The organism is Aeromonas sp. QDB54 (genome assembly GCF_027707385.1).
Classification (GTDB): domain Bacteria; phylum Pseudomonadota; class Gammaproteobacteria; order Enterobacterales; family Aeromonadaceae; genus Aeromonas; species Aeromonas hydrophila.
This window is the reverse complement of record NZ_JAPCIT010000006.1, coordinates 1-26754: the sequence shown is the minus strand read 5'-3', so window position 1 is coordinate 26754 and position 26754 is coordinate 1. Positions and strand designations below refer to the sequence as shown.

At 52.8% G+C, this 26754-nt stretch carries 6 protein-coding genes; all 6 read right to left on the bottom strand.

Annotation, left to right across the window (positions count from 1 at the left end):
- Positions 1 to 244: 244 nt before the first annotated feature.
- The 6 genes from PG881_RS07385 to PG881_RS07360 all read right to left on the bottom strand — a co-directional run bounded on the left by PG881_RS07385 (position 245) and on the right by PG881_RS07360 (position 26479).
- A complete protein-coding gene (locus tag PG881_RS07385; protein WP_254231534.1) occupies positions 245 to 2383 on the bottom strand; it encodes a UvrD-helicase domain-containing protein in 2139 nt (712 codons plus the stop codon).
- Complete coding sequence (locus tag PG881_RS07380; RefSeq protein WP_270799001.1) at positions 2380 to 8733, bottom strand: DEAD/DEAH box helicase; 6354 nt, start codon at positions 8731 to 8733, stop codon at positions 2380 to 2382. Before PG881_RS07380 ends, PG881_RS07385 begins: the two co-directional genes overlap by 4 nt.
- Entirely contained in the window at positions 8733 to 13700 is a 4968-nt protein-coding gene (locus PG881_RS07375) for a class I SAM-dependent DNA methyltransferase (protein ID WP_270703510.1), read from the bottom strand. Before PG881_RS07375 ends, PG881_RS07380 begins: the two co-directional genes overlap by 1 nt.
- Before the next feature lie 3 nt (positions 13701 to 13703).
- Positions 13704 to 16577, bottom strand: coding sequence for a DEAD/DEAH box helicase (locus PG881_RS07370; RefSeq protein ID WP_254231538.1), 2874 nt, complete (start codon positions 16575 to 16577; stop codon positions 13704 to 13706).
- Between the two features lie 225 nt (positions 16578 to 16802).
- A complete protein-coding gene (locus PG881_RS07365) occupies positions 16803 to 23126 on the bottom strand; it encodes a DEAD/DEAH box helicase (RefSeq protein WP_270798998.1) in 6324 nt (2107 codons plus the stop codon).
- Positions 23126 to 26479: an STY4851/ECs_5259 family protein gene (locus tag PG881_RS07360; protein ID WP_270798996.1), complete on the bottom strand. Its 3354-nt coding sequence runs from the start codon at positions 26477 to 26479 to the stop codon at positions 23126 to 23128. Before PG881_RS07360 ends, PG881_RS07365 begins: the two co-directional genes overlap by 1 nt.
- Between the last annotated feature and the right edge of the window lie 275 nt (positions 26480 to 26754).

Below are 26754 nucleotides of genomic sequence, written 5' to 3'. Positions count from 1 at the left end.
TCACACTGCTGGTTTTTACACTGATCGTGCTATCGGATAGCCAGCCTTAAATCAGGGTCACCTGACGCGCTTTGCCATCAGGCGCCAGCGCCTGTTCCTCATCGTGGATAGTTGTGAAGGGCTCAGGGGAAATGGCGGCTGCCGATGCGATTTTGCGCTGCTCAGCAATACCGATAACCTTCCCGCTAAGTTTTCTCTAAAATAATGGCCAGTAACTCTGCTTAGTTACTGGCCATCGTCTAAATTAAGCGTTCACATCTGGCAACAACGAACTCGGCTTGCCGTTTGAACTAACAAACAACCCCTTTATTGCCCGAGTCGCAGCAACGTGGAGCAAAGCGCGTTCATTAAACAAGGCATCCCGTTGTTCAACAGGATCATCCGATGCAATCGCTTTGGGTTCTGGAACGACGCCATCATTGATGCCGGCGAGGAATACATATTGGAACTCAAGCCCTTTGATTCGGTGCATGGTTGCAATACGGACCCCTTCTTGCTGATCGTTATCCGAACTGTCCTGCCCTAAAACAAAGGTTGGAATTCCTTCGCTGTTCAATGCCGTTGCGTAACGCTCATAGGCATGTCTGGTACGCGCCGTGAGACAAATATCCTGAGAGCGAACCCCATCGGCTAGCAAGGCTTTGGCCTGTTTAACAATCGTATCCGCTTCCGCTTTGAAGTCTGCAGAATGGGTGATTATCGGCTTTTCACCGTGCAGTAAGGATAAGTAGTCATTGCTGGCATCCTGCTCACCATCCAGGTTATCCACATTGACTCCAGTCAAGAGCGCAACTGCAAACTGCCGAGTCTCCTCGGTGGTTCGATAGTTTATTTTCAGCTTCTTACTACGGCGACCGCGCACGTTAATACCGCACTGCCCAAGAACCACCTTGTTACGATAAATACGTTGATGACCATCCCCGACGATAAACAGATCATTGGCTGAATCAGGTACCAAGCTACGGATCAGGGTAAATGCTGGGGAGCCAATATCTTGGGCCTCATCCACCACAATGTTGCTATAAGGCAATTGGAGCTGCTTTTCCTTGAACAGCACAATGGCCTCGTGCATGGCATCGCCCATTTCTCGCAACTTCGCACGATCCATCTGGGAGCGAAACTCTTCGAACACTGGCCATATCTTGGCTCGCTGAATACGGGACAGAGCCGTCCCTCGACCTAAGCGACTGACCTTTAGATACTCATCCCGGGTGTAGACTGCATTAGGTTGAACCACTCGCTGCCATTCTTCGGCGTAAAAGCCATCCGGCAAACCTAACTCTGATGGCGCCAGTTGCAGGGCATATTTCCAGCAGCGGCGACGCCCCTCATCACTGTCGTAAACGACTTTAAAGTCGTAACCATGGCGTTTGAGTTGCTCTGTCATCCAGGCATCAATATTGACCACCTCAATGCGGGCCATCTCCTCACGACTGCAAAGACGCTGCAGGTTGGCACGAATATCCGCGGCCAGATTTCGGGTAAAGGTGGTAAAGAGTACCTTCTTGCCCGGCTGATCCGTCAGTCGTTGCGCTAACCAGCGAGCTCGATGCATAGCCACCACCGTCTTACCCGTCCCTGCCCCACCAAGCACTCGTACCGGCCCTGTCGCCGGAGACTCCACCAATTTGCGTTGACTGGGGTGTAAGAAGACGCGCCATTTCTCCAATGGCGCATTGAGCATCTGAATTAGCTCCTGCTCATTTTCCACGACATGGAAGCGGCGTTTGCTGCGAGCGATGGCCTCAGCAAAGTCATTGGTATCAACGGGCTCTTCAGGGTGGTCATTAAACTCCGCCAGCACCTCGGGATAGTCAATGCCTTCGGTCAACCAGTGCAACGGCTCCCACGCCTCTGCTGGCATCACTTTCTGTAGCTGGTTAAAGTCGGCTAGATCGGTGAGTTCCATCACCTGGGCAATAAAGACCGGAGGAACCCCCAGCGCCAATATCTGCTCAGAGGTATAAGCGGAAAATAGCTTTGGTTTTCTAATTTCAGTCGGTGAGACAGGTGCGATTTCAGGTACGGCTCGGATATAGCTGGTATCAACAACCTGAATGGCCCCTGTCAACGGGTGAATGGCGCAATCATGCCGACGAGCCCAGTCATAGGCCTCATCATGTTTGTCGACCCACATCAGCATATAAACTGAACCCTGCTCAGGCTTGAGCACAATCCCACGATAGGTCTGGTCAATACGCACCGAATGCACATTCGGGCTTCGAGCATCATGGATCTTTTCGTAGTTCAGGCCATTACTGGTAGGGTCCTGTCGAAATTTAGAAATGAACTCCTGCACCTTTTTTTGTTGTGCCTTGGGGATCCGAGCAAATGCACCCAAAAAACCATCAGAAAGTGCCACTTTAGGCGACTGGACCGTCATTCCTTACCTCCAGACAAAGACTGTAGTGTTTCCTGGCTGATCGGGCCCACGACGACCGTCCAACCACAGTTAGTAAATGGTGCAGCAGAAGCCTCATCTTCAAAGATGAGCGCACGTTTTTGTTCAGGCCATGCGAGATCTGCTTCGGCAACAATTTCGCCAAACTCGTTTTGCAACGGATAACCCAGGACCGGAACCGGCCAGGCTAATGTTTGCAGCAGGCTGATCTCCTGAGCCGTTAGCAAACTTAACTCGATGATTTCATTCCAATCACCATTATCTGAAATCTCTGGGGCGGGTTCTGTCGGTTCAACCACTATTTGAACTTGCGGATTGTGCACAGCCTTACGGCTGCTGAATGACATATCCGGCAAGAACTGCAGCAAATTCACCAGTCGCCAGAAACCATTGAGTCCGCGCTCATACCCCTCATCCTCGGTATAGCGATCATCAAAGCTCACATGCAGTCGCAATGCGGCACGCATCTGGTCAGCGGTGGTAGCTGGCTTGATATAACGCTGCGGCAACACCGAAGCCAGCTCAATAAACTGTTGGGATGAGCCACAGCTATCCAGCAGACCGCCAAAGACAAATGGCTCATCCGGCAGCAATTGCGCCTGTCGATAACCAGGTGCATTTTCATGCATTTCATAGGCAAACTTGTGCCTTATGCCGGCATCTTGGGATTTTTTCACATCGAGCCATACCCAGGCATGGGCTGCCGCCAGCTTTTGCCAGAGCAGATCTTTCATCGCCGGCTCTGCAATATAGTCGAGCAACAGATCAAAACTGTTGCGTTCACGAACTGCCCCTTCCAGGGTGGCAAATGTCATGTCATGGAAAGGGGAATAGAATTTTGGCTGTTTCATATCCGGGTTGTGACGTAATCCCAGTACATCCTGAATATGCTTGCAGCCAGTTTCATTCAGATCGCGCCAGGTAATAGTCCAAAGCCGATAATTGCCACTCTCTTTGATGGCTTGACGCTTTTGTACATCATCTTCGACGGTCTTCTTATGGAAGACAAAGCCATCGAGGAAAATGGCCACCGGCTTAACCGCCGCTGGTTGCGATACCGGATAAAGAACAAAATCAGGGCGGCATGGAATACCGACACCCTCTTTACTCCCCAGATCGACTTGCGCTTTGAGATGCCAGCTCGTGGAGGGTTCAGCACGAGTATTGATCATCCAGCCAGCCCCAGGATGGGCATAGCTGCGCGTCACTGCGAGCGCCTTGTTCTCCTGCAAGCAGCTGATGAAGCGTTTTTCCAACTCAGAGCCCATCATCACATCCAGCGGGATGGTATTGATGGTTTTCACCGAATGAAGTTTGTCGCTCGCCTCGATGATTTTTGCCAGCAGCTGACGCGCCTGATTGCGTGAAACATACTTCATCCGCCCCCGGTCACGGTAGGCATAGACGCAGCGATAGCAGCCATCCTTGGTGACATCATGGTTACAGCTGCACTCCACCAACGCCTGGTAAGCCAGTTGTAAGAGTTTCAACAGATTGTCAGGCGTACGCATCAGCTCCTTGAGAGAGCCAGTTCCGCCGGGTACTGAGTCATAGATCACCAGATACTGCCGCCAGGACTCCCCTTCGTTTTCCGGCTCGCGATAAACCACGCCCTTGAGGTGATCCACGTTGCCCTTGAAGTAATGTTTCAGCCCGAGCTGAATAGCTGCCCCCAGCGACGCCTCCACGATGCGATCCGCGCTGTAACTAGAGACCGGCAACAGGATGCGCAGCGCCTCGGACTCCAACTGCCGGTAGAGATAGAGATAATCCTCGAACTTCGCGCTTTCCGGCTCAGCCCGATGCTTACAACTCAGATCATGGCGCGCCTCATGATCCCGAGGGCGTTGCACCATGCCGCAGCCCAGACAGACCCGAAAGCCGGTGCGCCGCTTCTTATCACCGGCGATAGTCAACTCGGCCGCATCGTCCATCTGCTTGCCGAAGTTAATATCCCGAAGGGTGACTTTGCTCAAAAACTCGAAACCAAACGGCACTTCCCCTTCGTCAATGGCATAGGCGGCCGCAACGTCGTCTGGTTCGTAGCTCACCAACAGCTGACGCTGGAAAAAAGTCAGTTCGCGGCTATCGCTCTCATCGCCAATCAGACTGTCCCGGGTATTGGCCCGTGCATACACCTGACGCAGTTTCAGCAGTGTCGTCTTCTGGCCCGCATCCGCCCAGCCGGGCGAGCCGCACTTAGGGCAATACTTATGTGGATCGCCGGACTGGTCGATGTTCTCGCTGTAATTACAATGACAACAGATCCGCCAGTTTTCCGGCTCGGAGAGCTTCAGATCGATCTGTTCAATCTCGACTTTATGCCCACCGGCATAGAAATTGTTGAGCGGTGCCAGCTCGGCCAAGGCGGTAGAGGCTGGACGCTCATATTCGTACGTAGTGTTCTGGTACTCCTTGACCTCACTCGTCTCCTTATCCTTACGCCGCCAGAGCACGGAGCGCAGCGTGATCCCGGCTTCCGGGAAGGCATAGTTGGGCAATAGCCCCTCATCGGTGAAAAAGTTTAGCGTCTGCTTGTTGTTGATTTGATTGACCAACGCCATCAGCGCGTGCCGCTCGGAGACCAGGTCGCCCATGTCTTTTTCAAAATTCTGATCATGGGGTGAGCTCTCGAGCTTCTCGATGCTGCGTTTGAGCTTGTCGATACGGGCTCGCAGCGACTTGCGATCCTCAAGCAGCAAGGCCAAAGCCGTATCTACACGCTGAACCAAAGAGCGGGTGCCAGACTCCCCGATCAGGTATTGCTGCAAGTGCAGAAGGGTGTCCAGAGCTAAATCAGGGAAAATCGAGGCAAAACGATTGTGCAGCTCAACCCGATGATCCTCCACGAAGCGCAGGAAGTTATAGGGGAAACCAGTTTTGCGACCAGACTCCACCTCATCGAGCATCTGTTTGACGTTCTTACTGATAGCCGACGCTGGCACACCGGTTTTTACCCAGTTATCCATACAAAAAGCCGCCAACTGACGCTCAAGGATCGCCACGGCATTCAAAAATACCCCTGGAGCCTGCACCTGGCCTTGCATCATCTCCAACGGCTCTTGGAAGAAGAACTGATCGTGCGGGTTACCCTCGGCAACCGTGATATTCAGGGCGTTACCATCCTTACGACCTGCCCGACCGATGCGCTGCAGGTAGTTGGCCTGAGCAGGCGGCACCGAACAGAGCAAGACCGTGGACAAGTCGCCCACATCAATCCCCATCTCCAGGGTTGGTGTGGCCGAGAGCAGATTGATATGCCAAGGCTGATGGCCTTTGTAGAACGACTGCTCGGTGGCCTCGCGCACCTCTCGCGTTAACAGGCCGGTATGCTCGGCCCCGACAACGCGCGCCACATCCAGATGATCCCACTGCCAGCTGACCTGATTAGCCACCGGCTGATAGTGGCCTTCACAACGCAGCGACATGCAAGGTGCACCTTGCCATTGCCAAGCCTGATCGGCGGGAGCATGGATCACTTCCCGACAGCATGAGCAATGGAGGCGAGCCACATCACGACTCACGAGCAGAGCCGAGGGCACCAGCCCCCAGGCCTCACGTCCCGAGGTCTCAAAGCTAGCCAGGATACCGGCACGCTGCAGCCCCTTGAGCAGTGAGCGCAACAGGTTCTCATGAACACTGCTGATGAAGACGTTGTTGCCGTTATCCAGGGTACGATTGAGCCAATGCTGGTACCAGCTAGGGTTGGATTTGGCGCCGATCAGTCGCTGAAAACCATTGATCTTCTCAAAGCTGACATACGCAGGTTTGCGAGTTTTCGGCCCGATAGAGGGCATATAACGCGAAGTGCGTTCCTTCTGCGTCATCATGAAGGTCTTGCCATCACGGCGATAGCTCTCGAACGCAGGGTGCATCACGGCACCGGCTTGACGCATACGCCACAGCACACCGAGCGCCAGATGGGCGACTTGCTCGGCAGAGACTCCGCTCATCAGATCGCCAAACTCCTCGCCCAGCTGCTGATGCAAGGCGGCGATAGCCGGGTTGAAGCGCTGCATATCGATACCAGCACTGGCAAAACCGGTCACCTCCAAGGTGCGACCAATGCCAGCCCGCAAGGTAAACTCGCTATACACCTCCCAATCCAGCCGCAAGCTTACCAGCTCCGGCAGATCCGTTTTTTCTGGTAACTGGCCTTGCTGCTTGAGCTCTTGATAGTCATGGAGCCACAGCATATTGGGCGCAATAAAATTGGCCGCAAAGTGGGCATCATCCATGGAGCGAGCCCGAGTCTGCTCACACACCCGCTTGGCAAAGGCGTCCAGCGGCATGGCCTCATCCGTTGGCAGCAAGCCGCCAATCTGACCGCGCACCATCAACGGCCAGGTGCGAGCGGTGAAGAAGCTGGCGCGGTGTGCAGCATCCTGCACCGAGTCCGAGAAGGTGATGAGTTTCTTATGTTCGTTGAAACGGCTGCCATAGAGCTGATGGATCATCACCGCCGACAGGCTGGCGGCGCGAGACCCGAGGATCGAGATACCCTGCTTGCTGTGGCAGAAGGGACACTCGTTGGCAAATTCCAGCTCATCCTTGCGCTCCTTGAGCATATCCGGGATCAGCACGGGCAACAGCCCATCATGGCCACAGTGGCTGCACTGCGCGTTGCTCTGCTTGTTCAAGGAGAGACAAGCCGGGCAGAGCTTCTGATGCTGACCACTGTCAGGCTTTTCGGGGAACACCAGCACCACAGAGCGGCCATGATCGAAGAACTGGCGATAGATCTCGTCCAGCTCGGTTTCCAGCTTGGCACTCTGACCATGGCGCATGCTGGCCCAACCGGTGGCATGACAATCCCGGCAATGCACTACCGGCAGATAGTGGGTCCGATCCTCAATGCCGAGATCATTAGCAAAATGCAGTGTCGGACTCTTTGCCACACTGGCAACCAGACGGGTCAACTCCCGCAACCAAAGCTGGGAACGCAACTGCACAAAGGGCCGCATCGGTCGAGGCTTACCCTCGGCCAGCCGTTTTTGTTGATCGGCTGGTGCTTCGACAACGTCAAGGCGAGCCTGAGCAAGCAGCGCGACAAAGCTTTGCAACACCAGCGTTGCATGCTCAGGGCTGGAAGCCAGCATCACTTGCAAACTGTCGCAGCACTGCTGCTCGGAGAGAATGCCCTGTTGTTGCAGATCCTGTAGCAGGACATGCAGCATGCTGTGGCCACGCAACAGCTCACCGAGCTCGATGCGCACACGTCGTCCGTCATCACTTTCCAGATCCGCCGGCAAAACCAGATCACTTTCCGGGAACCAGAGCGGGATCTGAGCGTTCAGATACGCCACAGGGTTGGCATAATGTTGAGGCGATAGGAGTGCCATCTCATCGGCTTGAGGAAAGCGCGTATGGCGTAGCTCAACCCCCTGCAGAAACTCAGCGCTGCTGTAGCGATCCTCCCGGATCACCGAGCTGTCATCGAAGGGCTGATCAAAGATGGAGGTGGCATACTCCAGCAGTTGTCCCAGCTCGTCACCTACGGTCGCCGAGGTGCCGACACAGGCAAAGCGACTGCTATCCACGCTGATATGATGTTTCAAGCGACGCACCAGACAGGCCAGATCCGACCCCTGAGCCCCATCAAAGGTATGCAGCTCATCCACCACCAGATAACGCAGGGTGCCGGGCTGATTGTAACGCCACAACGGCTGATCAATCGGCCGCATCAGCAGATAATCCAGCATCTTGTAGTTAGTCAGCAGGATATCGGGGGGGCTCTCCCTGAGCGTGTGCTTACAGGTAATGACCGAGTCTGCCCCCATCCGCTTGCTGGGGAACTCCTCGCTATCACCAACGAACAAGCCGACGGTCAGCTTGCCATGCAGTTGAGGATCGCTGGCAATCGACTTGGTAAAACGGCTGGCCTGATCGGTGGCCAACGCATTCATCGGATAGATAACAATGGCCTTGACCCCACCCCCTGGCGTGCCTGCGCAGTAGTTGAGCAAGGGGTACATAAAACACTCGGTTTTCCCCGAGCCAGTGCCGGTGGCTACCAGCGTCGGCTTTGGCTCGGCTGCCCCTAATCGTTCAAAGGCCCTCGCCTGATGCGCATGGGGAGGAAACGGCAAGCTCAGATGGGCAAAGAAGTCCAGCGCCAGCGTACTCTGCCGAAACGGCAACTGCGCCGAGAGATAGGGCCCTTTGAGCAGCGCATCCGGATCGGCCAGAAACTTTTCCAGCATCTGATGCCCTTCCGGATTGAATTCACTGCCCACCTGCTCGCTAAATAGCGGGCTGTTCATCGGGAAAGCGGCCCGTAAAAACGCGGCAACACTGTCGGCCACCTGCCGACTGACAACGGAAGGTAGCATCAATCACACTCCTGCTGATCGGCAAAAAAATCCCAGGCGACGCGGTAGTCATCTTCGCGGTCGGGTTTGATAAAGGGGGCCTGCCAGGTGATGGTGCGGCGCTGCACGCCACCCGGGCGGGTGTCGTCGTCGAAGGTGACGCTGACGGTGCCGGTAGTCAGGTGCTTGATATCATCCCAGCCGATGGCCAGATCCGGCCCGCTGCCGCCGGTCCACTGCGGGCTATTCACCGCGTAGACGATGCCAGCCTTGAGATCGGCCTTGCGTGCAGTACGTGGCAGGCCGACGCCCACCAGCCCCTTGCTCGGGGTAAAGACGATGCGGCCAACTTGGTCATACCAGGTGTCTGCCTCGTACTGGCGCATCACCGGGAACTGGACGCGATAGATGGTGAGCAGCTCATCGAGCGTCAGTCCCAGCGCCTGGGCGACCAGCACATCGATTTCGACCAGTGCCTGACGGCGGCTATAGTCGGTGCGTAGCGCGCAATCGCGTTGCCAGTGCGGTGTCAGGTTGGCGAAGAAGGTCTGCGGCAATTGCGGTAGATCACGGCTCCAGCGTTGGTGGTTAAATTTTGTTTGGTAACAAGAAGACCAAAGTTCTGAATAATCCGCAGATATACAGTTCAATATCAAAGCTCTTTCTTTGACTAGATCATTATCGAAGTAAACAAACCCGCCGAGTTGAGCACCATAGAGGTCTGACTTACCTGTCGACTTAAGAATAAAGTCATAAACAACAGAGTGGGACAATCCAGCAAAACTCACCAAAACATCCTTCGACAAAAAGGCGGTAGCAACACAGGTGTTAATGTTCGCAAAACCTTTAGGAAGTATTGCTGAAATAAAAGATCGCTCTGACGAAGCACCAAACATCCTTCGATTAACAAACCGATAATACTCCGTCACCTTCTTGGGCCCATCTTCGCCTGGTTCGGTCCAGCTCACCCGCGCGGTGCGGCGGGCATACTCCTCGGCATCACAGGCCGGAATATAGTTGGTGCGCGGCAGGTAGTCGTCCGGCAGGGTCAGTAGATCGAGGCAGTCGTAATCGCTATTTAGTGTGCAGTTGGCGCGGGGTGTTTTATAAAATGGTGTACCAACAAAAAAATGCGGACCGGAAAGAATCCACTGCGTGGCATTATCAGGAAACTGAGTCTGGCGCTCGATTGTGCCGTCTTTTTGCTGATTAGTTTCATGCCACATCTCTAGCGACAGATATTCACCCTGCAGATCCCCCAATCGCTGGGGCTGGTCGGCAAACTTTTCCAATACCATAACCAATTGCTCCGCATGCAAAGCAGGGAGTCGCGCCTGACTAGCAGGCGTACCTTCCGCATCATAAAGGCGGGCAAACAGGCCGAGCTCTCGTTCACTAATTCTTAATAACCTTGAATTATGGCCTGTATTGTTCCATAGAACATTTGAGCCCGCCTCTTCAGAGCTATCATATTTAATGCCGGGAACTTGCTCCGTTTTATCCACATGAGAAAAGGATGAATCAATCGTTGATGGAACAAAAATATTAGCCATAGAGATAAAGCTAATATTGTCACTTTCCGGACCATAAACGTTTATACCGAAACGAGTTTGATCATGGACCTCATTGAATAACAAATAGGCGTTAGCAAATTGAAAATGCGCCCGCAAGCGTGGATAAACTGCAGCCCGCAATAACCCTCCCTTGGGATCATCATAGATCCCTTCGGGATGCAGAAAGCCGGAGACCCCTTGCTCTGCACCCAAGCGCCAGGCCTGCGGCAGGAAACATTTATAGAGGTTGGTCTGAGTCCCCTTGAGCACCGGATAGTTCTGCAAGGCATTGAGGAAATTTTGCGTCCCTTCACAGCCCTCATATTCACTGCGCCAAGCCGCTTCCAGTGCCGGATATTGCGCGAAGGCCTCATCGCGCAGCGTAGTCAGCTTGGTGGCACTGAGCTTGCGCAGCACAAATTCCGGCTCAAAATCGCCGAGCACCCCGGCTTCCTGCCACTCCACCTTGAGCCAGGGCGGGTTCCCCAGCATCAGATCGAAGCCGCCGCGCTCGGCGAACAGATCGCTAAACTCCAGATCCCAGTGGAAGAAGCGCTGGGCGCGGGTGATTTTATCTACCAGCTGCAGGCGGGGCAGCACGGCAAAGAGTTTATTGCGCTGCAGCACACCGCTGCCGCTAAACAGCGACATCTGCTCACCGGCAGCCGGATCGAGACCCAGATCCAGCTGGCCGCTGGCCGCCGGTTCGGATTGGGCTTCGGCGCTGGTCTGCACCACGCCATCGAGCAGGGTCTCCACTTCAAACAACCAGTCGGCACGATCGGGCAGCTCAGCGGCCTGGTCAATCGGCCAGAACCAGAGGGCACACCAGTAGTCCATCACCCAGCGCAGTTTCTGGTAGGCACTGCTCTCCTGCTGACGGCTGCTGAGGGTGGCATCCTTGCTGCTGAGGCTGGCATGCACCTGTGCCGTGCTAGGGTTCGGCCAGACCGGATAGCTGTCGGCGGTCTGACGGCGTTCGGCGTTGAGCTGCTGACGATACGCCTGCCACAGCGCCTCGACCTTGGCGCTGATGCGCTGCAGATCGGTGATCTCGCTCGGGCTCAAGCTGGCGGTAAAGGCCTTGCGCCAGGTATCCAACGCCTTGAACGCCGCGGGATAGCGCGCCTTGACGGTCTTGTCGCTGTAGCTGGCCATACCGGCATCCGGCAGCAGGAAGTGGAACACCTGTTTGTCGGCCCGGGGCGTCTTCATCGCCAGCGGGTGCGGCTCGCTGTTAAGCCAGCTCGGGTCTTTGGCCTTCTTGTAACTGAGCTCACTGACGTTAAATAGCTGGCGGCGGGCACCAATCAGCGAGTTACCGCAATGCAGCTGATAACCGAACCAGGGCACAAAGGCATCGCCACTGATGGCATTGAGCCAGAGCGAGACTTCGGCCAGCTCGACCGCCACCGGGTTCAAGTCGACGCCGAACACGTTGTTATCGGCGATATACATCTTCACCCGTTGCAGCTCGCGGGTGTAGCTATCTTGCGGAATGCGTTTGCCCTCGGCCTGCTGCTTGTGGTGCAGATAGGCTTCGGCCAACTGGTTGATGGCTTCGTTCAAGAAGGCCGCGCTGCCCATCGCCGGCTCACAGACGGTGAGATGCAAGATGGCATCGGCCCGGGCATGAAGGTCATCAATCGGCTCGATCTGCTCCTTGAACAGCTCTTTTAAGGCATATTTGACCAGGGAGCGGGTCAGCACTTCCGGCGTGTAGTAGGAGGCGGATTTTTCGCGGTCACGCCCGGCCATGCGGTAGATAAAGCTGCCCTTGCGATGGATGCGAAGTGTTCCTTTCCGCTTACCAAGGCTGTCTTCTGTCTCAAATACCTTTTCATCATCGTGATATTTGCCAATCTCGGCGGCGGTGACGAAGTAGCCGGTATCCAGCTCGTTGAACTCGCTGTCGGCCTTTTTCACCTCGTACAGATCTTCACTGGCAAAGAAGCCTCGGTAAGAGAGCAGCGCCTCGTACACGGCACCCAACTGGTTGATGCCCAGCTGGCGGTAGGAGATGCGACCACGACGACTGAAGCGCCCCTTGCCTGGACGGCTGAGGGACATGGCGTGGATGACCTGTTGCAGGGTTTCGTTACGAAACACCACGCGGTTGAGATGGCGGGTTTTATCGCTGGCGAACAGGTGGCTTTCCAGTTGCGGAATGAAGAACTGATGATCGTTGATGCTGAGGTGCGCTTCATGCTCCTCGCCGGCCGCGATACCCAAATCGCCCTGAGCCTGGATGCCACCGCCATAGCCTTCACGCACCAGCTTGAACAACATCTCCAGGCTGTCGTGCAGGTAGTGACCATTGCGATCCTCTTCGGTGGTCAAGGGGATCATCTCCAGATCGCGCAGCGTCTCCAGGCTGTAGCCCTGCAGATAGGTCTTGGCGGTCATGGGGGCATAACCCAGCTCCGGGCGCGCCTCGATATAGAAGAGGAACAGCAGACGGTACATGTAGCGCAGGCACTCACGGCTCAGGTCATCTGGACTGACGGCTTTCTGCCCTGTGTAGGTGGCCAGCCCGCGCTCGATGAGGTAGCTCATCGCCTCGTTGCCCAGCAGCTCTATGCTCTCGCGCAGGGCGTATTTGAGATCTTCGGAGACGCCAGAGGCATGCTTATGGGAGTTGTCATCCAGCGAGTCGAGATAAGGCGCACCGCTGCCGGGCAGCAGCGAATCCTTATGCAGCAACGCCGCGACGGCCTTGAGAGTATCGCCCTCGCGACGGCTCAATATCTCTTCAAAATCAAAACGCAACAGGCGGTTCTGCGCCCACTTGGTTCGGTCGAGCAGCAGCAGTTGGCGGTTGCCCAGCAGCAGCACAAAGCGGGGCGGCTCGGCCTGAGTAAAGACGCTGGAGGAAAGCAGATCCTGCCAGCTACGCGGCTCCCCGCGGCTGTTCTTGCACAGATTGTCACGCAGTTTTGGGTCAACATCGGCCGGGAATTGTGCCTTGAGCAGTGGCAGCGAGAGCGGATCGCTACTGCCCTCCTCTGCATCGTGGGCTTCGGCAATCCACAGCCAAGGGCTGCCATCGGCACTGTTGTAACGGGCCACCAGCGGCAGCGGCGCGTTGTCATCCAGCGTCTGGAGCTGTGGAGTCAGCTCATAACCGAGTGCCTGCAACAGCGGCTGCCAGCGGCTGCGCTGATCAGCTAGACGTTGCGCGACCTGGCGCTGCTTTTCATGCTCGGCCAATTGACGGAAAAACACAGAGGCCAGGGTGCTGAGTTGATTCCACGGGGCGCGATACCCGGCGGCAACCTCTTTGCCCTGCTCGCGGGCAGCCCGCTCGATCTCCCGGGCCGCGTTTTCCTGTTCCGTCCAGGGCTCCAGTACATCGCGAATGTCGTTGCTGAAGACCTCGCCCAGGTAGTGGTTGGAGTAGAATTCGTTTTCGTTGTTGATGCCGACCAGTGCCATAAATTAACCCTCCGCCCCGGTAATGACTGCAATGAGCTGGATATACGGCTCTTTTTCTGTGGTCATGGTGTCCTGGATCCACTCCAGATAGCTTTCGAAGTTGTGCTCTATCTCGCGCTGGCGCTGCTCTTTGCGGTTTTGTTTGACCGACTCGAGCTGCTTGTTATCGGCAAAGTCCAGATCCAGCTGCTTGAGCTGACGCCCCTTTAGCACATCGAGCTTCTCCAACTGTTCGGTCAGCCGCTGGTTGATCTGCTCCTCAAAGGCATTGCGCTCATGCACAAAAACCTCTTTGGCGTGGTTGATGGCCGCTTCAAGTAACTGCTGTTGACGCTCATGGTTACGCTGCAGGCCACCGGCATTGGAGAGCTTGCCTGCCAGTTGCGGATGGTCGGCCACAAATTGCGCGAACGGTACACTGCCGGTGAAAGCCTCGCGGTTGAAGCTGACCACCAGCCAGGGGTTGACCATGGGGTGCGATTTGCGGTTCGGGAACAGACCGGAGAGGATGAAGTGATCTTCGTCCGGCGACAGGGTATGCGACAGGCGGATCACCGGTGCCTGATGGCGACCGAATGCGGCCTGCATCTTGTCATCCAGCCACTGCACCATCGGGTTGATCTGCCACAGGTAGTGCACCGATGGCCAGGCATGCTGCTCACCACGTGAACGGGTAATGGCCTCGGTGATAACCTGTTTGTCCTGACTGAGGTAGAGCTCCCAATTCTCCGGGGTGATTTCCGGCGGCAGTTGCGCAAAACGACGGCGCAGCTCCTCTGGTGCCACCAGTGAGAGCGTGCCATCCGGCAAGGTATCGTACTGGATGGTCTGGCCGCTGGTTTTCCCAATGGTCTTGAGAAAGCCCAGCGCCTTCTCGCAGTAGGCCTGCTCGCTGGCAAACAGCGAGGTGTCGCTGGCCGTTGCCGTTGTGCTATCGCTACTCACACCACTCGCCAGAGCCCCAAGTAGATCATGCTCAGGGCTCTGAGTCACATTGCTGTTGAGCAAGGCTTCGAACAGGCTGGCGCCATCATCATCCCGCATCATAAAGTCGGTGACTTGCTGCTCTTCCTCTTCCTGGGTGTATTTGCCGGTGAACTCCGAGCTGTCACCGATGTTTATCTGCGCCTGCTCGTCCTTATTGATCAACACCTCGAGTACGCGCATATCACCGTTGATCTGCGCCTCGGCCGCTTCGGTCAACAGATAACGGATCTGCGGTACCTGTTTCTGGCCGTAACGATCGATACGACCGTTGCGCTGCTGGAAGACCATCAGCGACCAGGGAATATCAAAGTGGATCATCTTGTGGCTGAGGTGGTGCAGGTTGATACCTTCGGAGGCGACATCCGAGCAGATCAGCAAGCGCAGTTGGGACTGCTCTTTACCAAAGGCCTCGACGGTATCCATCAGCACAGTGTCACCCTGATCACCACGCAGCGTAGCCAGTTGATCGTCCTTGAGTTTCAAGTCGGCTTGCAACTGATTGGCAAGAAACTCCAGGGTCTTGATGCTTTCGGTGAAGATCACCAGACGGTCATCGCTCTTATTGGCCTTCCACTGCAAATCGGCGCGGATCGTCTCCAGTAGCAACTGGTACTTGCTGAACTGGCTGGCATCGACATTATTGAGCGCGGCAAGCAGCGACTGCAGTTCGTTGATCTGGCTTTGGCTGTTGATCTCCTTGCGGCTTTCCAACCGTTTGAGCCGATTGGCCACCACGCTGGCACATGCCATCGGGCTGGAGAACAGAGCCTTTTCCAGGGTGACCTTGAACAGCCGCCCCTTGGTCGCGGGAGTATCGTCGTCATCATCATCGCGTAGCTTGCTCTCTACCAGTCGCCGATAAACCTCCTCCTCGGCCGCACTGGCTTTACGCTTGAGGGCACTGATCTGGCGCTCCGGGAACTCACCGACCATCTGATCCTTGACGTCTTTTTTGAAGCGGCGCACCACCAGATTCTTATCCGCAAAATCGCTGTACTCATACTCTTGCGGGTTGGCGATGGCAGTTGGATCCAGCATGTTCATCAGGCTGGCAAAGCTCTCCGGCTTGCCGTCATGGGGCGTGGCCGAGAGCATGATCAGGGTATCGCTGCGCCCTGCCAGCAGCTTGGCCAGTTTGCTGCGCAACGAGCTGGTGCCGCGCTCGGCGACGTTGTGTGCCTCGTCGATGACGATGATGTCCCACCAGGCATTTTCCAGATGATGGCGGTACTCGATGTCCTGCTTGAGGGTATCAATCGAGATGATGGTCTTGTCGAAATAGTGGAACGGGTTGTGATTGGTTGGGATACGATTACGCACCCGTTGCAGTCCGGCAGAGTCCAGACGGGTCAGCGGGATGGCAAAACGACTCCAGAACTCTTTTTGGAACTGGGTCAGCATCGACTTGACCGCCAGTACCAAGATTCGTTTGCCGCGACCACGCCGGATCAACTCCGACACCAATATGCCTGCTTCGAGTGTCTTTCCCAGGCCCACCGCATCGGCAATCAAGATCCGCTGCCGGGGTTGCGCCAGCGCCATGCTGGTCGGGTCAAGCTGGAACGGCATGGAGTCCATCGCCGCCCGGTGGCCGAAGTGCACCAGATTATCGGTCGGTACGCGCTGACGCAGTTGGCTCTCGATATAGAGCTGCGCAGCCTGGTAGTTCGCCGAGTCGTCCTCCACCAGTTTGGTTTTGGCCGGATCGAGGATCTCAATTTTCTGCTCCAGTTTGGTCAGGAACAGCCCTTCTTTACCGCGTACCAGCTCGGAGATGCCATCACAGGTCAGCAGGTGGCCACCATCACCACTGTTGTCCGCACGGCGAATACGCCACTCCGCATCCCGAATCACCACCCGCATACCGGGTGCAAAATTGTGCTCGTTCATTTGTCTTATCTTTCTGTCTGAGCAGTGTGACCAAACGTTCGCCCATCCAATACCGATGGGCGCTAACCACTGGGCACTGCGATAAAAAGGGAACAAAAGAGTACCATGAGGTCAAGCCTGTTGTAATGACAAAGGCCATGATTCATAAGATATTCTTTCGTTTTTCAGCTAGATAAAAAACTCATCGTGAAACAATGAAGGCCTCGTAGACACGAGGCCTTCTTCTCAGCCAGCGATGATGTAACTCTCGAGCCCACTCTCGGGAGAAACCAGCTTCGCAGTATGGGCAGCAATAAGCTCTACCTGACGCGCAACAGGCTGGTCAAAGTCGAAATAGCTCGCCCCCTGACAACGCCAGTAGCCCAATCCCATATCCAACAGCAGATAAGCTTCCGAGCCGTCCTCGAAGGTCACCACCAGTTCCCGACCGTGGCCGGTCGCCGACTTGTCGCCAGAGTTCAGATCTATGCTTCCCTGCCAAGAGGGGCCAACATAGCCCTCCTCAAGCAACATGGTAATAGCCGCCTGGCGATCCGCCTCACTCTGCCAACTGTTGTAAAGGGCATCATGTTGAGGGGTATTGAAATCAAGCTTCTTCACGTTGATCTGTAATGCCGCCTGATCGGCTATGCCCTGTTCCACCAGCTCCGTTAATAGCTCTCCAAGCAATCGCGCTGTAAATGGGCTGTGTAGATAGCGATCACTGTACTGAACACGCACGATCTGCCTCTTTTTGGTAAACGCCTTTTTCCACACCGAGCTATGCCGGGTAATTAAGGTCCAGAAGCGGCTACCGAATCCAGCCAGAGGGCCATCCAACTGATCCGCCAGATTGATGCGCACCGCTCCAGCCGGTATGGCCGGTAACAGTTCATCAGCAGTCATCCGAGTACCTTCATGTCCTGCAGGAATACTCTTGCTTGTTGTCACCACTGGCGTCAGAGCACTGAAGCCCCACTGTTTACCCGGTTCACACACCACATCCTTGCTGGCAGCCCACTGCATGGTTTGCTCACCCACCAGTTGGGCGAGCCAGTAGCCTTGCTGCGATGTGCGCGGCGCTGCCGACAGAGATTGAATAACAATCCGCGCACCCGGCATCGCGGCCAATGCGGCCAGCTGATGCCGAATTCGATCGGGTAATTTACTGCTTGGCACGGTCAGCATGATTTCGACCATTCCACCGACCGAGACAAAGTGCATCAGGTCATTTAGCAACGGCCAACTAGCGAAATCCCAGACTTCAGGATCGCCACCCAATACCAGAGAACAGGAATGGAACACCCCAGATGAGAGACGCTGAGACAGACGCGACATCAGCGGAAAGGTCTCAACACGGCTCTGCGGCCCAAAATGATGGAATTCCGGAGCCAATTTCAGGCGCTGAATACGACCTGGCGTCATTAATGGCAGAGCACTCAATCTATCAAGCTTGCTGACATAGTGCTGGCTGTCATACCCCAGTAAGCAGTGGTGGCAGCACTTGTCGCACTCGCAGTCGAGCAACTTGGCGGCATAATCAAAGACATCCCCCCAGAGGTCAATCAGCTGGACGGCATAGCCTGCACCACCCGCGTTGTTGTCATAAATAAAGATCGAGTAGCCAGTAGCATTATTTGCATCCGTTGTCTGCTGAGTGGTCACACCAAGCTCAGTGTTCTCGATCCCCAGAACATGGGCCAAGCCTTCGCGCAGCGCAACAGCCAGCGAGCGGGCTGCGACCTCGCTGCGGATGAGTAGGCCGTTCTCATCATTCAGTTGCAGCTCGACCATATCGGTACGATTGCTATAACCAAGCCACAGGTCTTTATGAACATGTCCATAACAGAGCTTGTTGGTGTGATTGTTACTGCCACCTCGCAACAATAGATGGGTATTCTCTAGCGCCGGATTGCTAAGACTCTCTGGTGTACGCCCAGCTTCAGTCTGAGAGTCAGTGCGGCCACAAGAGAGACAAATGGCATATCCAGCACCATGCTCTCCATTACTGAAATGGAACAGTTCACCACTGTTACTAAAGCGATAACGACCAAGCGAGGCATCCGGTAGCGCCACCCAGGTGGAGGAAGGCACCAATACACGAGGATCCTGATATGGCAACTGAGCAGGTGAACTCACATCATTGTGCGGCTTATAGCGAATGTCGGTAGCAAAGCCAATCGGTTGCAGATAGCGCACGATTCGTAACTGAGCCGATTCGGCACCGCAATGCGAACAACCCGTCGGATAAGTCGCGCTGGTTGCGCCAGCACCGCAGTGTGTGCAGTGCCAAAACCAAGGGATCTGATGGTCACCAGATATCTCTTGTCCACTTGCCAACACCTTGCCAAGCATGATTCCTGCCGAACGGTAGACCTTACCTCCTAGCACCACATCAGCCCCTGGCGCATATTCCCGTAGCGCAGTAGGCAGATCCCGGCTTGGCAGCTTTTCAATATTGCGGGCGAAATTCTCCTTTCCCTCTTGCTGATCACGTTGACTGGCTCTTAGCGCCTTACGCTTTTCCAGCTCATCCATGGTCAAGTAATTGAAATTCACCACACCTACCGGGAATCCATGCCCGGGCAAGAAGGTTTCACTCATCAACTTGGAAAATAGATAAGCACTGCGGTAGTCCCGCAGTTGGTAGGTGACGGCCTTACCGGCTGGGGTTGATTCCCAATCATTGTTGTCAGCCCTCAAGGATGCAGCGTTTTGCAGCAAGGTGGAAAGCTGGGCGCGCCAGCCATTATCGACCTTCTGCATCATAATACCGGTCTGCTCGAGCAGTTGATCAATACTCAAGGCAGCAAGTGATGTGCCTTTGACCAATCGGGTCAGACTATCAGTCATTTCGCTATGACTATTTTCCAACCAATGCAAAAATCGCTGGCACTGGCTACTGCTGCCATCTTCCTCGAAAAACCATTTGCAACTCAACTTAGTAGCGTCCGGTACCTCAGCACGCAAAAAGCGGCCTAACAACAAGGCATTCACATGTCGCTGGACAATACTAGCGCTCTCGAGCCGCACCTGAGGTGCCTTGGCGCGCACACTGAACGGCCAGAGAGGATTTTTGAATACCTCCATACCGTGCGCCGTACTCTTGCACAAGGTGATCGCAGCTGAAGCAGTCTCACCACGTCGTCCGGCGCGGCCTGCACGCTGTAGATAATTGGCGGGTGCCGGTGGCACGTTATTCATTGCGACCAGGCTCATACCTCCAATATCCACCCCCATCTCCATGGTGGTTGAACAGTTGAGAACATTAACCTTGCCATCCTTGAATAACTTTTCGTTGTACTGGTTCTGTGCCGGCGTGCGCTGCGCAGAATGCTCTTCCAGTCGATACCAGCCATCCTTGAGGGCCAAGCGGTCACTGCGAGTTGACCAAAGCCCCTCCGCTCTTGCTTGCTTAACCTGCGGTTCGGTTTCCAGCCAGTTCAATCGCTCCTCACGCGCCATGTCACTACCGCCCGGCAAATGCCAGTGGCGCAGAGGCAGGGTTGGCATTTCCACCTTCTGAGCGAGCTCCGGAGCGATTTCGTTGCTACCGGGCAAATAGGGAGAATATCCCATTAAGGTCACATCCAGAGCCCTGCGGGTATAGGGGCAACGCCACACCGTCTTCGGGCTGTAAAAATGAGCCTGTTGCTTGACATCAAATTGATAGCCCGACTCGAACTGCCGGAAATATGGTCGTAACACATCCCACACATCCTTCATCAAGTTATTAACCAGGTCACGCCAATAGGTTTGTTCAGGTTGAATCGCTGGAAACACAGCCACCAGCAGTTTTATCACCCGATTGAAGTAACGATCATGAATTCGTGGCCACAACAGCTCACGATTTAAACTTTTTTGTTTTTTATCTGGGCCTTGTAACCACTTAACCGGAAATCGCGTCCCCATCCAGCGTGGATATTCTTCATTTTCATAAAAAACGGCACTGCGTTCGCGAACAAAAAAGTCCAATGTAATCTTAAGAAGGTTACGCCATTCGGGTAACTGTCTGGCTGGATCCGAGAGCAAAATACGCCAGTCTGCGGGACAACGAGTAACATCTTCAAGGAAGGGATAATGGATTGAAACCAGCCCGAGACTTTCCAGGGTCCAGCTATTTTTGGGGCGGCGGCCAAACTCGCTATAAAGACAGAAATCAGCAAATTGCTGCTTGGTGAGATCGAGGTCAGTCAAGTCTTTGAAGGCGCTACGCATCCTGTCAGCCAAATCGACACTACCGGCCAGCTGTTCAGCCAGCATCTGCCAGGAAACTGGCTTAATTTGTTGACCTGCACAACCGGAAAACAGCACATCAACCGCCTGGGCATGAGTGTCACTACTCGAGATGATCATACGACGAACCGGATCAACCGTCTGCAACTCATCTGCACTCAGCGTTTCCCCCGCCATCGCCTTGCGCAGCACGGCGATTGGAGCATCGAACATCATCGGCACCAAAGCAATCTGCGCAATAAACTGTTCCAGTAATGTGTGTTGTTCGACGCTTAAACCCTGCTGCTGCGTCACAATATTAGCCAGCTCGTGGTAGCACAAAGTTCGCAACGCAGCTTTGTCGGCATCCTGTTGCAAACGCGCCGAGATGCGTGCAGTGCCCTGACGGGAATCAGTAAATGTCAGCAAGCGGCGACCATTGAACGGCCCTCGAAGTTCCTCTTGTCTTTGCGGGAGTGGTGAGAAATCCAACAGGGTAGGAATCATATCGCTCAGGAAAAACGGGGCTCCCAATCGCAAGGAACGGAACAGGGGGTTATTACGCTGCTGAGTGTCGCCACAACAAATGCAACTGAAAACCCGCTGCTTTCTCTCACCACTTTGTTTAGGCGAAAGCAGATGAACACTGAAATGCTGATTACCCTGCGGGTCGATGCGCCCCACGCTCTCTTTTTCTGATGAGATAAGTGTTAACTCTCCTTGGCTGGCCAGCAAACGATCAAGGTAGCTGCTGCTTTCATCCTCTGCAGTCTCGTCGTCATCAGCATAAATGTCGTTTTCCAACGCAAAATCGTCGTCATCCTCAACGGCCGGTTGTGGACTTAACCAAACCGAGTTGTCCGACTTAATTTCTTCTTTTGCTGATAAATAGGCAGTCCCGCATCCATCGCAGCGCAAGACCTCAAATACTGGGGCACCACAGTCACACTGCATCCGCAAATCAAAATAAACTTGTCCAAATACCCAATCCGCCCCCTCTAACGCCAGGTCTTTACAAGCGCATTGCGAATTTGAACACGCCCACAAACCGGGAAGAGTGCGAATAAATCCATGCATACGCAGCGGCGTAAATGCGACAGCATTATCTCCTTCCTCCGAGCGAGACTTGGCCATGAGGTCTAGCAGCCTGAGCAACAGATCAACTGTTATCGACGGCCAATATTTCTTGGCCACCAATAGCAAGTCTCCCAGTTTGCAGGCCTGGCTCGTCCCATCACTGAGCGATCTACGTAGCTCGCGGGTTACACGATAACTGCCCAACTGTTGATACAGAGCTACCGGCGTGAGCTCGTTTAAGTCGTCTAAAGATTGGGGGTAAGGCTGCAACTCACAAGCCTCGGGCAGAGCAGGAATGTCTCGATACCCACGAACCACCACGACCTGATCTTTTGTCACGCCTGCCAAGTCGGCAACAAATTTGGCCAGCTCTCGGTTGCCTTGTTCAGAGTCTTCACCAATGGTCGCCGAAGTGGCAATAATCTGGACCGGGTGATCAGTTCCAGGTCCAACGTTAAAAGCCTGCATGACACGGCGCAGTAACAGCGCCAGCTCAGCCGCCTGAGAACCGACATAGCTATGAGCCTCGTCCAACACTATGTACTTCAACATGCCTTGGGACTTATCAGTAATCGGCGCATCTTTATGCCGGATGAGCATATATTCCAGCATGGTGGTATTTGTCACCATAATTGACGGCGGTGTTTCGTAAATGCTTTCACGACTGAGCAACTGTTCAGGATTTTCCTCCTGCTCCTCTGCTACCTCATAGCGGGTATGCTTAGTCTCACCGTTGTATAGTGCAAAACGGATTTTACCTTTATAACCTTTGGTCCAGGCTCGCAAACGCTCTTGCTGGCTGTTGATCAAGGCATTAAGGGGATACAAAAAGATGGCCTGAGTCCCTACCAACGGTTGGCGACTCAACTTTGCTTGCCTGATCAAATCCTCGAGTACAGGCACCATGAAGCATTCCGTCTTGCCTGAGCCCGTGCCACTACTAACCAGCATGGACTTCTTCTGTTCAAGAATAACGCGCCATGCTGTCAATTGATGAGCAAATGGTGCTGGAACATTCACTGCATTGACTAATTGACTGGAAATCAACTTGTCACGCAAATCATCCATAGATTCAGTTGCAAATTTCCAACTAAATGTACTTTCGAATACCGGATCCGCTAACAATGCACCATTTGTTCCGGGTTCTTGAAAATACTGATTTTCCAAGTAAGTCGATAAGGCCTTACTACGTAAAGCCAACTGACTGATCACCGAACGTACCGCACGTTGATGCAATTGCTTTAATAACGGCGCGTAATGAAGCTGTCGAATAGTCATTAGATTAACTTCCTAGCCATTTCAAAATAATACTGATAAATAACACCTAACTGCTGTGGTGCCTGTTGATAGTGAATCTCGAACAAGACTGATAATTCACTTAGATGTTTTGTCTCTGTCTGACATAGCAGTGATGCTACTAACATAAGGTTAAACAGTTTTTCAAAACGTTTGTGATATCGGTTTTCCAACCAATACCTATTCAGAGCGGCATGCATCGAGGATGGAATAACCTTCAACCAAACGTGTTTTGGGAAGGTTCCGATACGTCCAAAGTTATCTGGATAACGTACCAGTTCCTGTTGGGCCATACGGAAAAGGTCATCGTCAACTACTGGAATATCATGAGATGGCACCAGCGAAGCGGGCACCTTACGGACAAGACTTCGAACCACCACGGCTAACCGTCTATCTATCATGGACGTCTTAATCAGTTGGTTCAAAAATGGCAGCATGACCTGTTGTGCCAGCATTGGGTTGCCCATTTTCTCGGCCAATGCGTCCATCGCCTGGTCAAAGGCAGTACACCAAACTGGCTCGGGGATCCAGCCCCATGAGAATGGCAACTCATCCTGATAGGTGTAGACAGATTCAAAGTCACTTGCAAAGGATGCAGCGATCAGCAACTGTACCAACACGACCGGGTAATTACGCAGCTCACGGAATAAACCTATTAGCAAAAGTGGCAAATCATGATTGGCTTTATATGCTTTCATCAGTTGAGCTAACTCATAAAAATCAGCGTGGAACGGGTTAGACTCGATACTAGATAACACGCCATGGATTACACGGTGATACTCTTTTGTCCCCATAGAACATAATGCGTTCAACAACGGGCTTGCCTCTTCATATTGTATAGAAGAACCGAGCAGTATGGGCTGAATACGAATAGCATCATCCAAGATACCAAATACCAACCACGGTGCATCGGAATCATGCAAAGAGTCAAGATTATATCCCAATACATCTTGACTCAATGAAATTGGGACGTTGCTTATGTTTTTAAGTGAAACTGCTTTAACGATCACCTCATTGCGACGCGTTAATGGGAATGTAATAGCACCCTCGATATCAATTTGAAGATGATCATTTTTATTGATAAAACAGCCATCATAGCGTTGAATTTTTATTGTCGATGGATCACGACCATGATTATCAGAGTACATCTCAACTTGAATATAATCGTCGATAGAACAAGAACTGGCTAGAATAGATCTCAGCAAGCCCATACGTTCATACAGAGAAAGCTGTTTGTGCGATGAAACACTTCCACCTACCAGTGGAACATCAACGTATAGCATTTGATGTTTAGTAGATAGAGGACTAGAAGATCTTAACACCAGATTAATAAATGCGTTTCCATTACTATCAATTGCCGACTGATCGGCCACAACACCATGCATTGCATTGACAGATGCCAACCCTTGAAAATAAACATCACCAGTGGCATTAACAAACCGCCCTCCAGCTACTGGCAATGGCAACAACAATTTCAAGTAGCAACCATCAGTCCAATGAACTCTAAGGTCAACATTGCCGTTATTTGATAAATTGGTGTCGCATTGCACTTCAATAGAATTTAACAACAAATCTGACTTTACAGTTTCATTTGAGTTATTCTGATAACGTTCAACTTTAGCTTGTTGAACACCAGTCAGAATAATACTGCCTTGCTGAGCGTTTAGAGGAACAAATTGAATATCAAAATCCGCAGGCAAAATGACCACTCGCCCACTAAAACACACCTGTTCTCCCACAACATGCCGAACCTCTACTTGTCCCTTGGGCATAGCATTTTTCATGCTATTCCAAGAGGTGCTACCTAACTTAATTGGACGCCAAATAATTTCCTGCTCAGGAACCAGACCGATGCCTAACTCATTCTTCCATGCAATTTTAGGATAAGAACGATGGATAGGATAATTTGATTTAATATTAAGAACTTCCGTAGGCTTAATATAATATTCGGTAACTGCATCAACTTCCTGTCCCGAGCTAATATTACATACAGCACCATCCTGCAGTACAATGTTAAATGAGCCTGTTATTTTTGTCAGGTATCGGCCGCTATTATTTATCTGTTGTGGCACGTCAAAATCACCATCACCAGAAAGGTCAAGATGGCTATTTTCTGGCAATGAAACAAACAAAGCACTTTTGGTAGAGTTGACAGACCCACACCCGATCAAGCGCAGTGAAGTATTACTATCATTGATTGACTCAAATACCCATGGCATATCTTCGTTCAAGGCCACACCACCTTTAGGTGTACCCTGCCCTAACAAACACGGCCCCTCATGAAGGGTCACTATGATGTTTTGTAGTGCTGCTGAACCGGTTAATGGTTTTCCCGCTGCTGGCAATGTCTCAACTCGCCAGAGTTGATCTTCTGTTTTTGTTAGCAGTGCTAAACGTGCACATCCACTCTGCCACTGTGCAGATAGTATTAATCGTGATTGATTGGAATTTATTTTACACTCAAACAGATCAGTAATCTGCTCTGTACGTAACGTTCTAGGAATGCGAAATTTTGCATCACAATACCAGCTGCCGTCACTTGCTACCCAATGACGTTCCACTCTAAAGAACTGGGTGCCCGCGACACCACTTTCATCGACAGATAGAATTTTCTTGACAATATCTAAGGCACTTTCTTCTGGTAGAACCAATGGTAGCTTTTTATACCATTCAGGAATATTTTTACGTAGTAAATTCAATGATGTCATACCAGATCCGCCTTGCTGACTTAACAAGGTGTGTAAGGTATGACAAAACTCTCCAGCCACTTCATATACTAGATCATTCTGCATGGTTGCAGGAATGTTACAACCTAGAACCTTGGCAATATCAAGTGCTGGCCGATTACCATGCTGACCTTTTATTTCAGAATATATACCCCGGAAGTAGTTTATTAAATATCCACTTTCGTTCTCAATCATTCTTATCGGCAAACCACCTTCGCATGCAAGTGTATGTAAGTAACCTAAAGCGTGCCCAATACTTCTAATATCTCGCTTCCAGAATCGGATACCATCAGTGGTCTTTTTGTACAAAAGTGGTGTGGGTACCTGCCCCCAACTGATTGAATCAACGATCCCATCCCATTTAGGATGGCCTTCAACATGATTACGGCGGATGTACTCTGATGCATAAAGAACGAACAAAACATCAGTGTAATTCATGAATATGAATTTTGTTGTTTTCCTCGGCGCATGTGTACGCAAAAGAATACCAAGTTGAGAAAATTCAGTATCACTACACCGATATGCATAGATGGCTCGCCCATCAGGTGCTGATAAACCCCGTTCAGAAATAAAATCATTCAAAAAACTAAACAATGGATTTATCAACATTCACACACCCCAAGAACATAAAATTAACATAAACCAGCCCCAGAGCGACTTACTTCACATTGAGATAGCAATGTCACTTCAAATCGGCGTTGTTGATCAATTCATCCACCAAGCAGCAGTTCCCCAGCGGCTTTTCCTGGATTAGTTCAGTGCCTGTCGAACAGGCATTCCTAGGGAAGGTGCGAATAAGCGGGGAATTTCTTCTCGGCTGACTCAGTCATTTCATTTCTTCATGTTTGAGCCGATTTTTTCTCCCGTAAATGCCTTGAATCAGC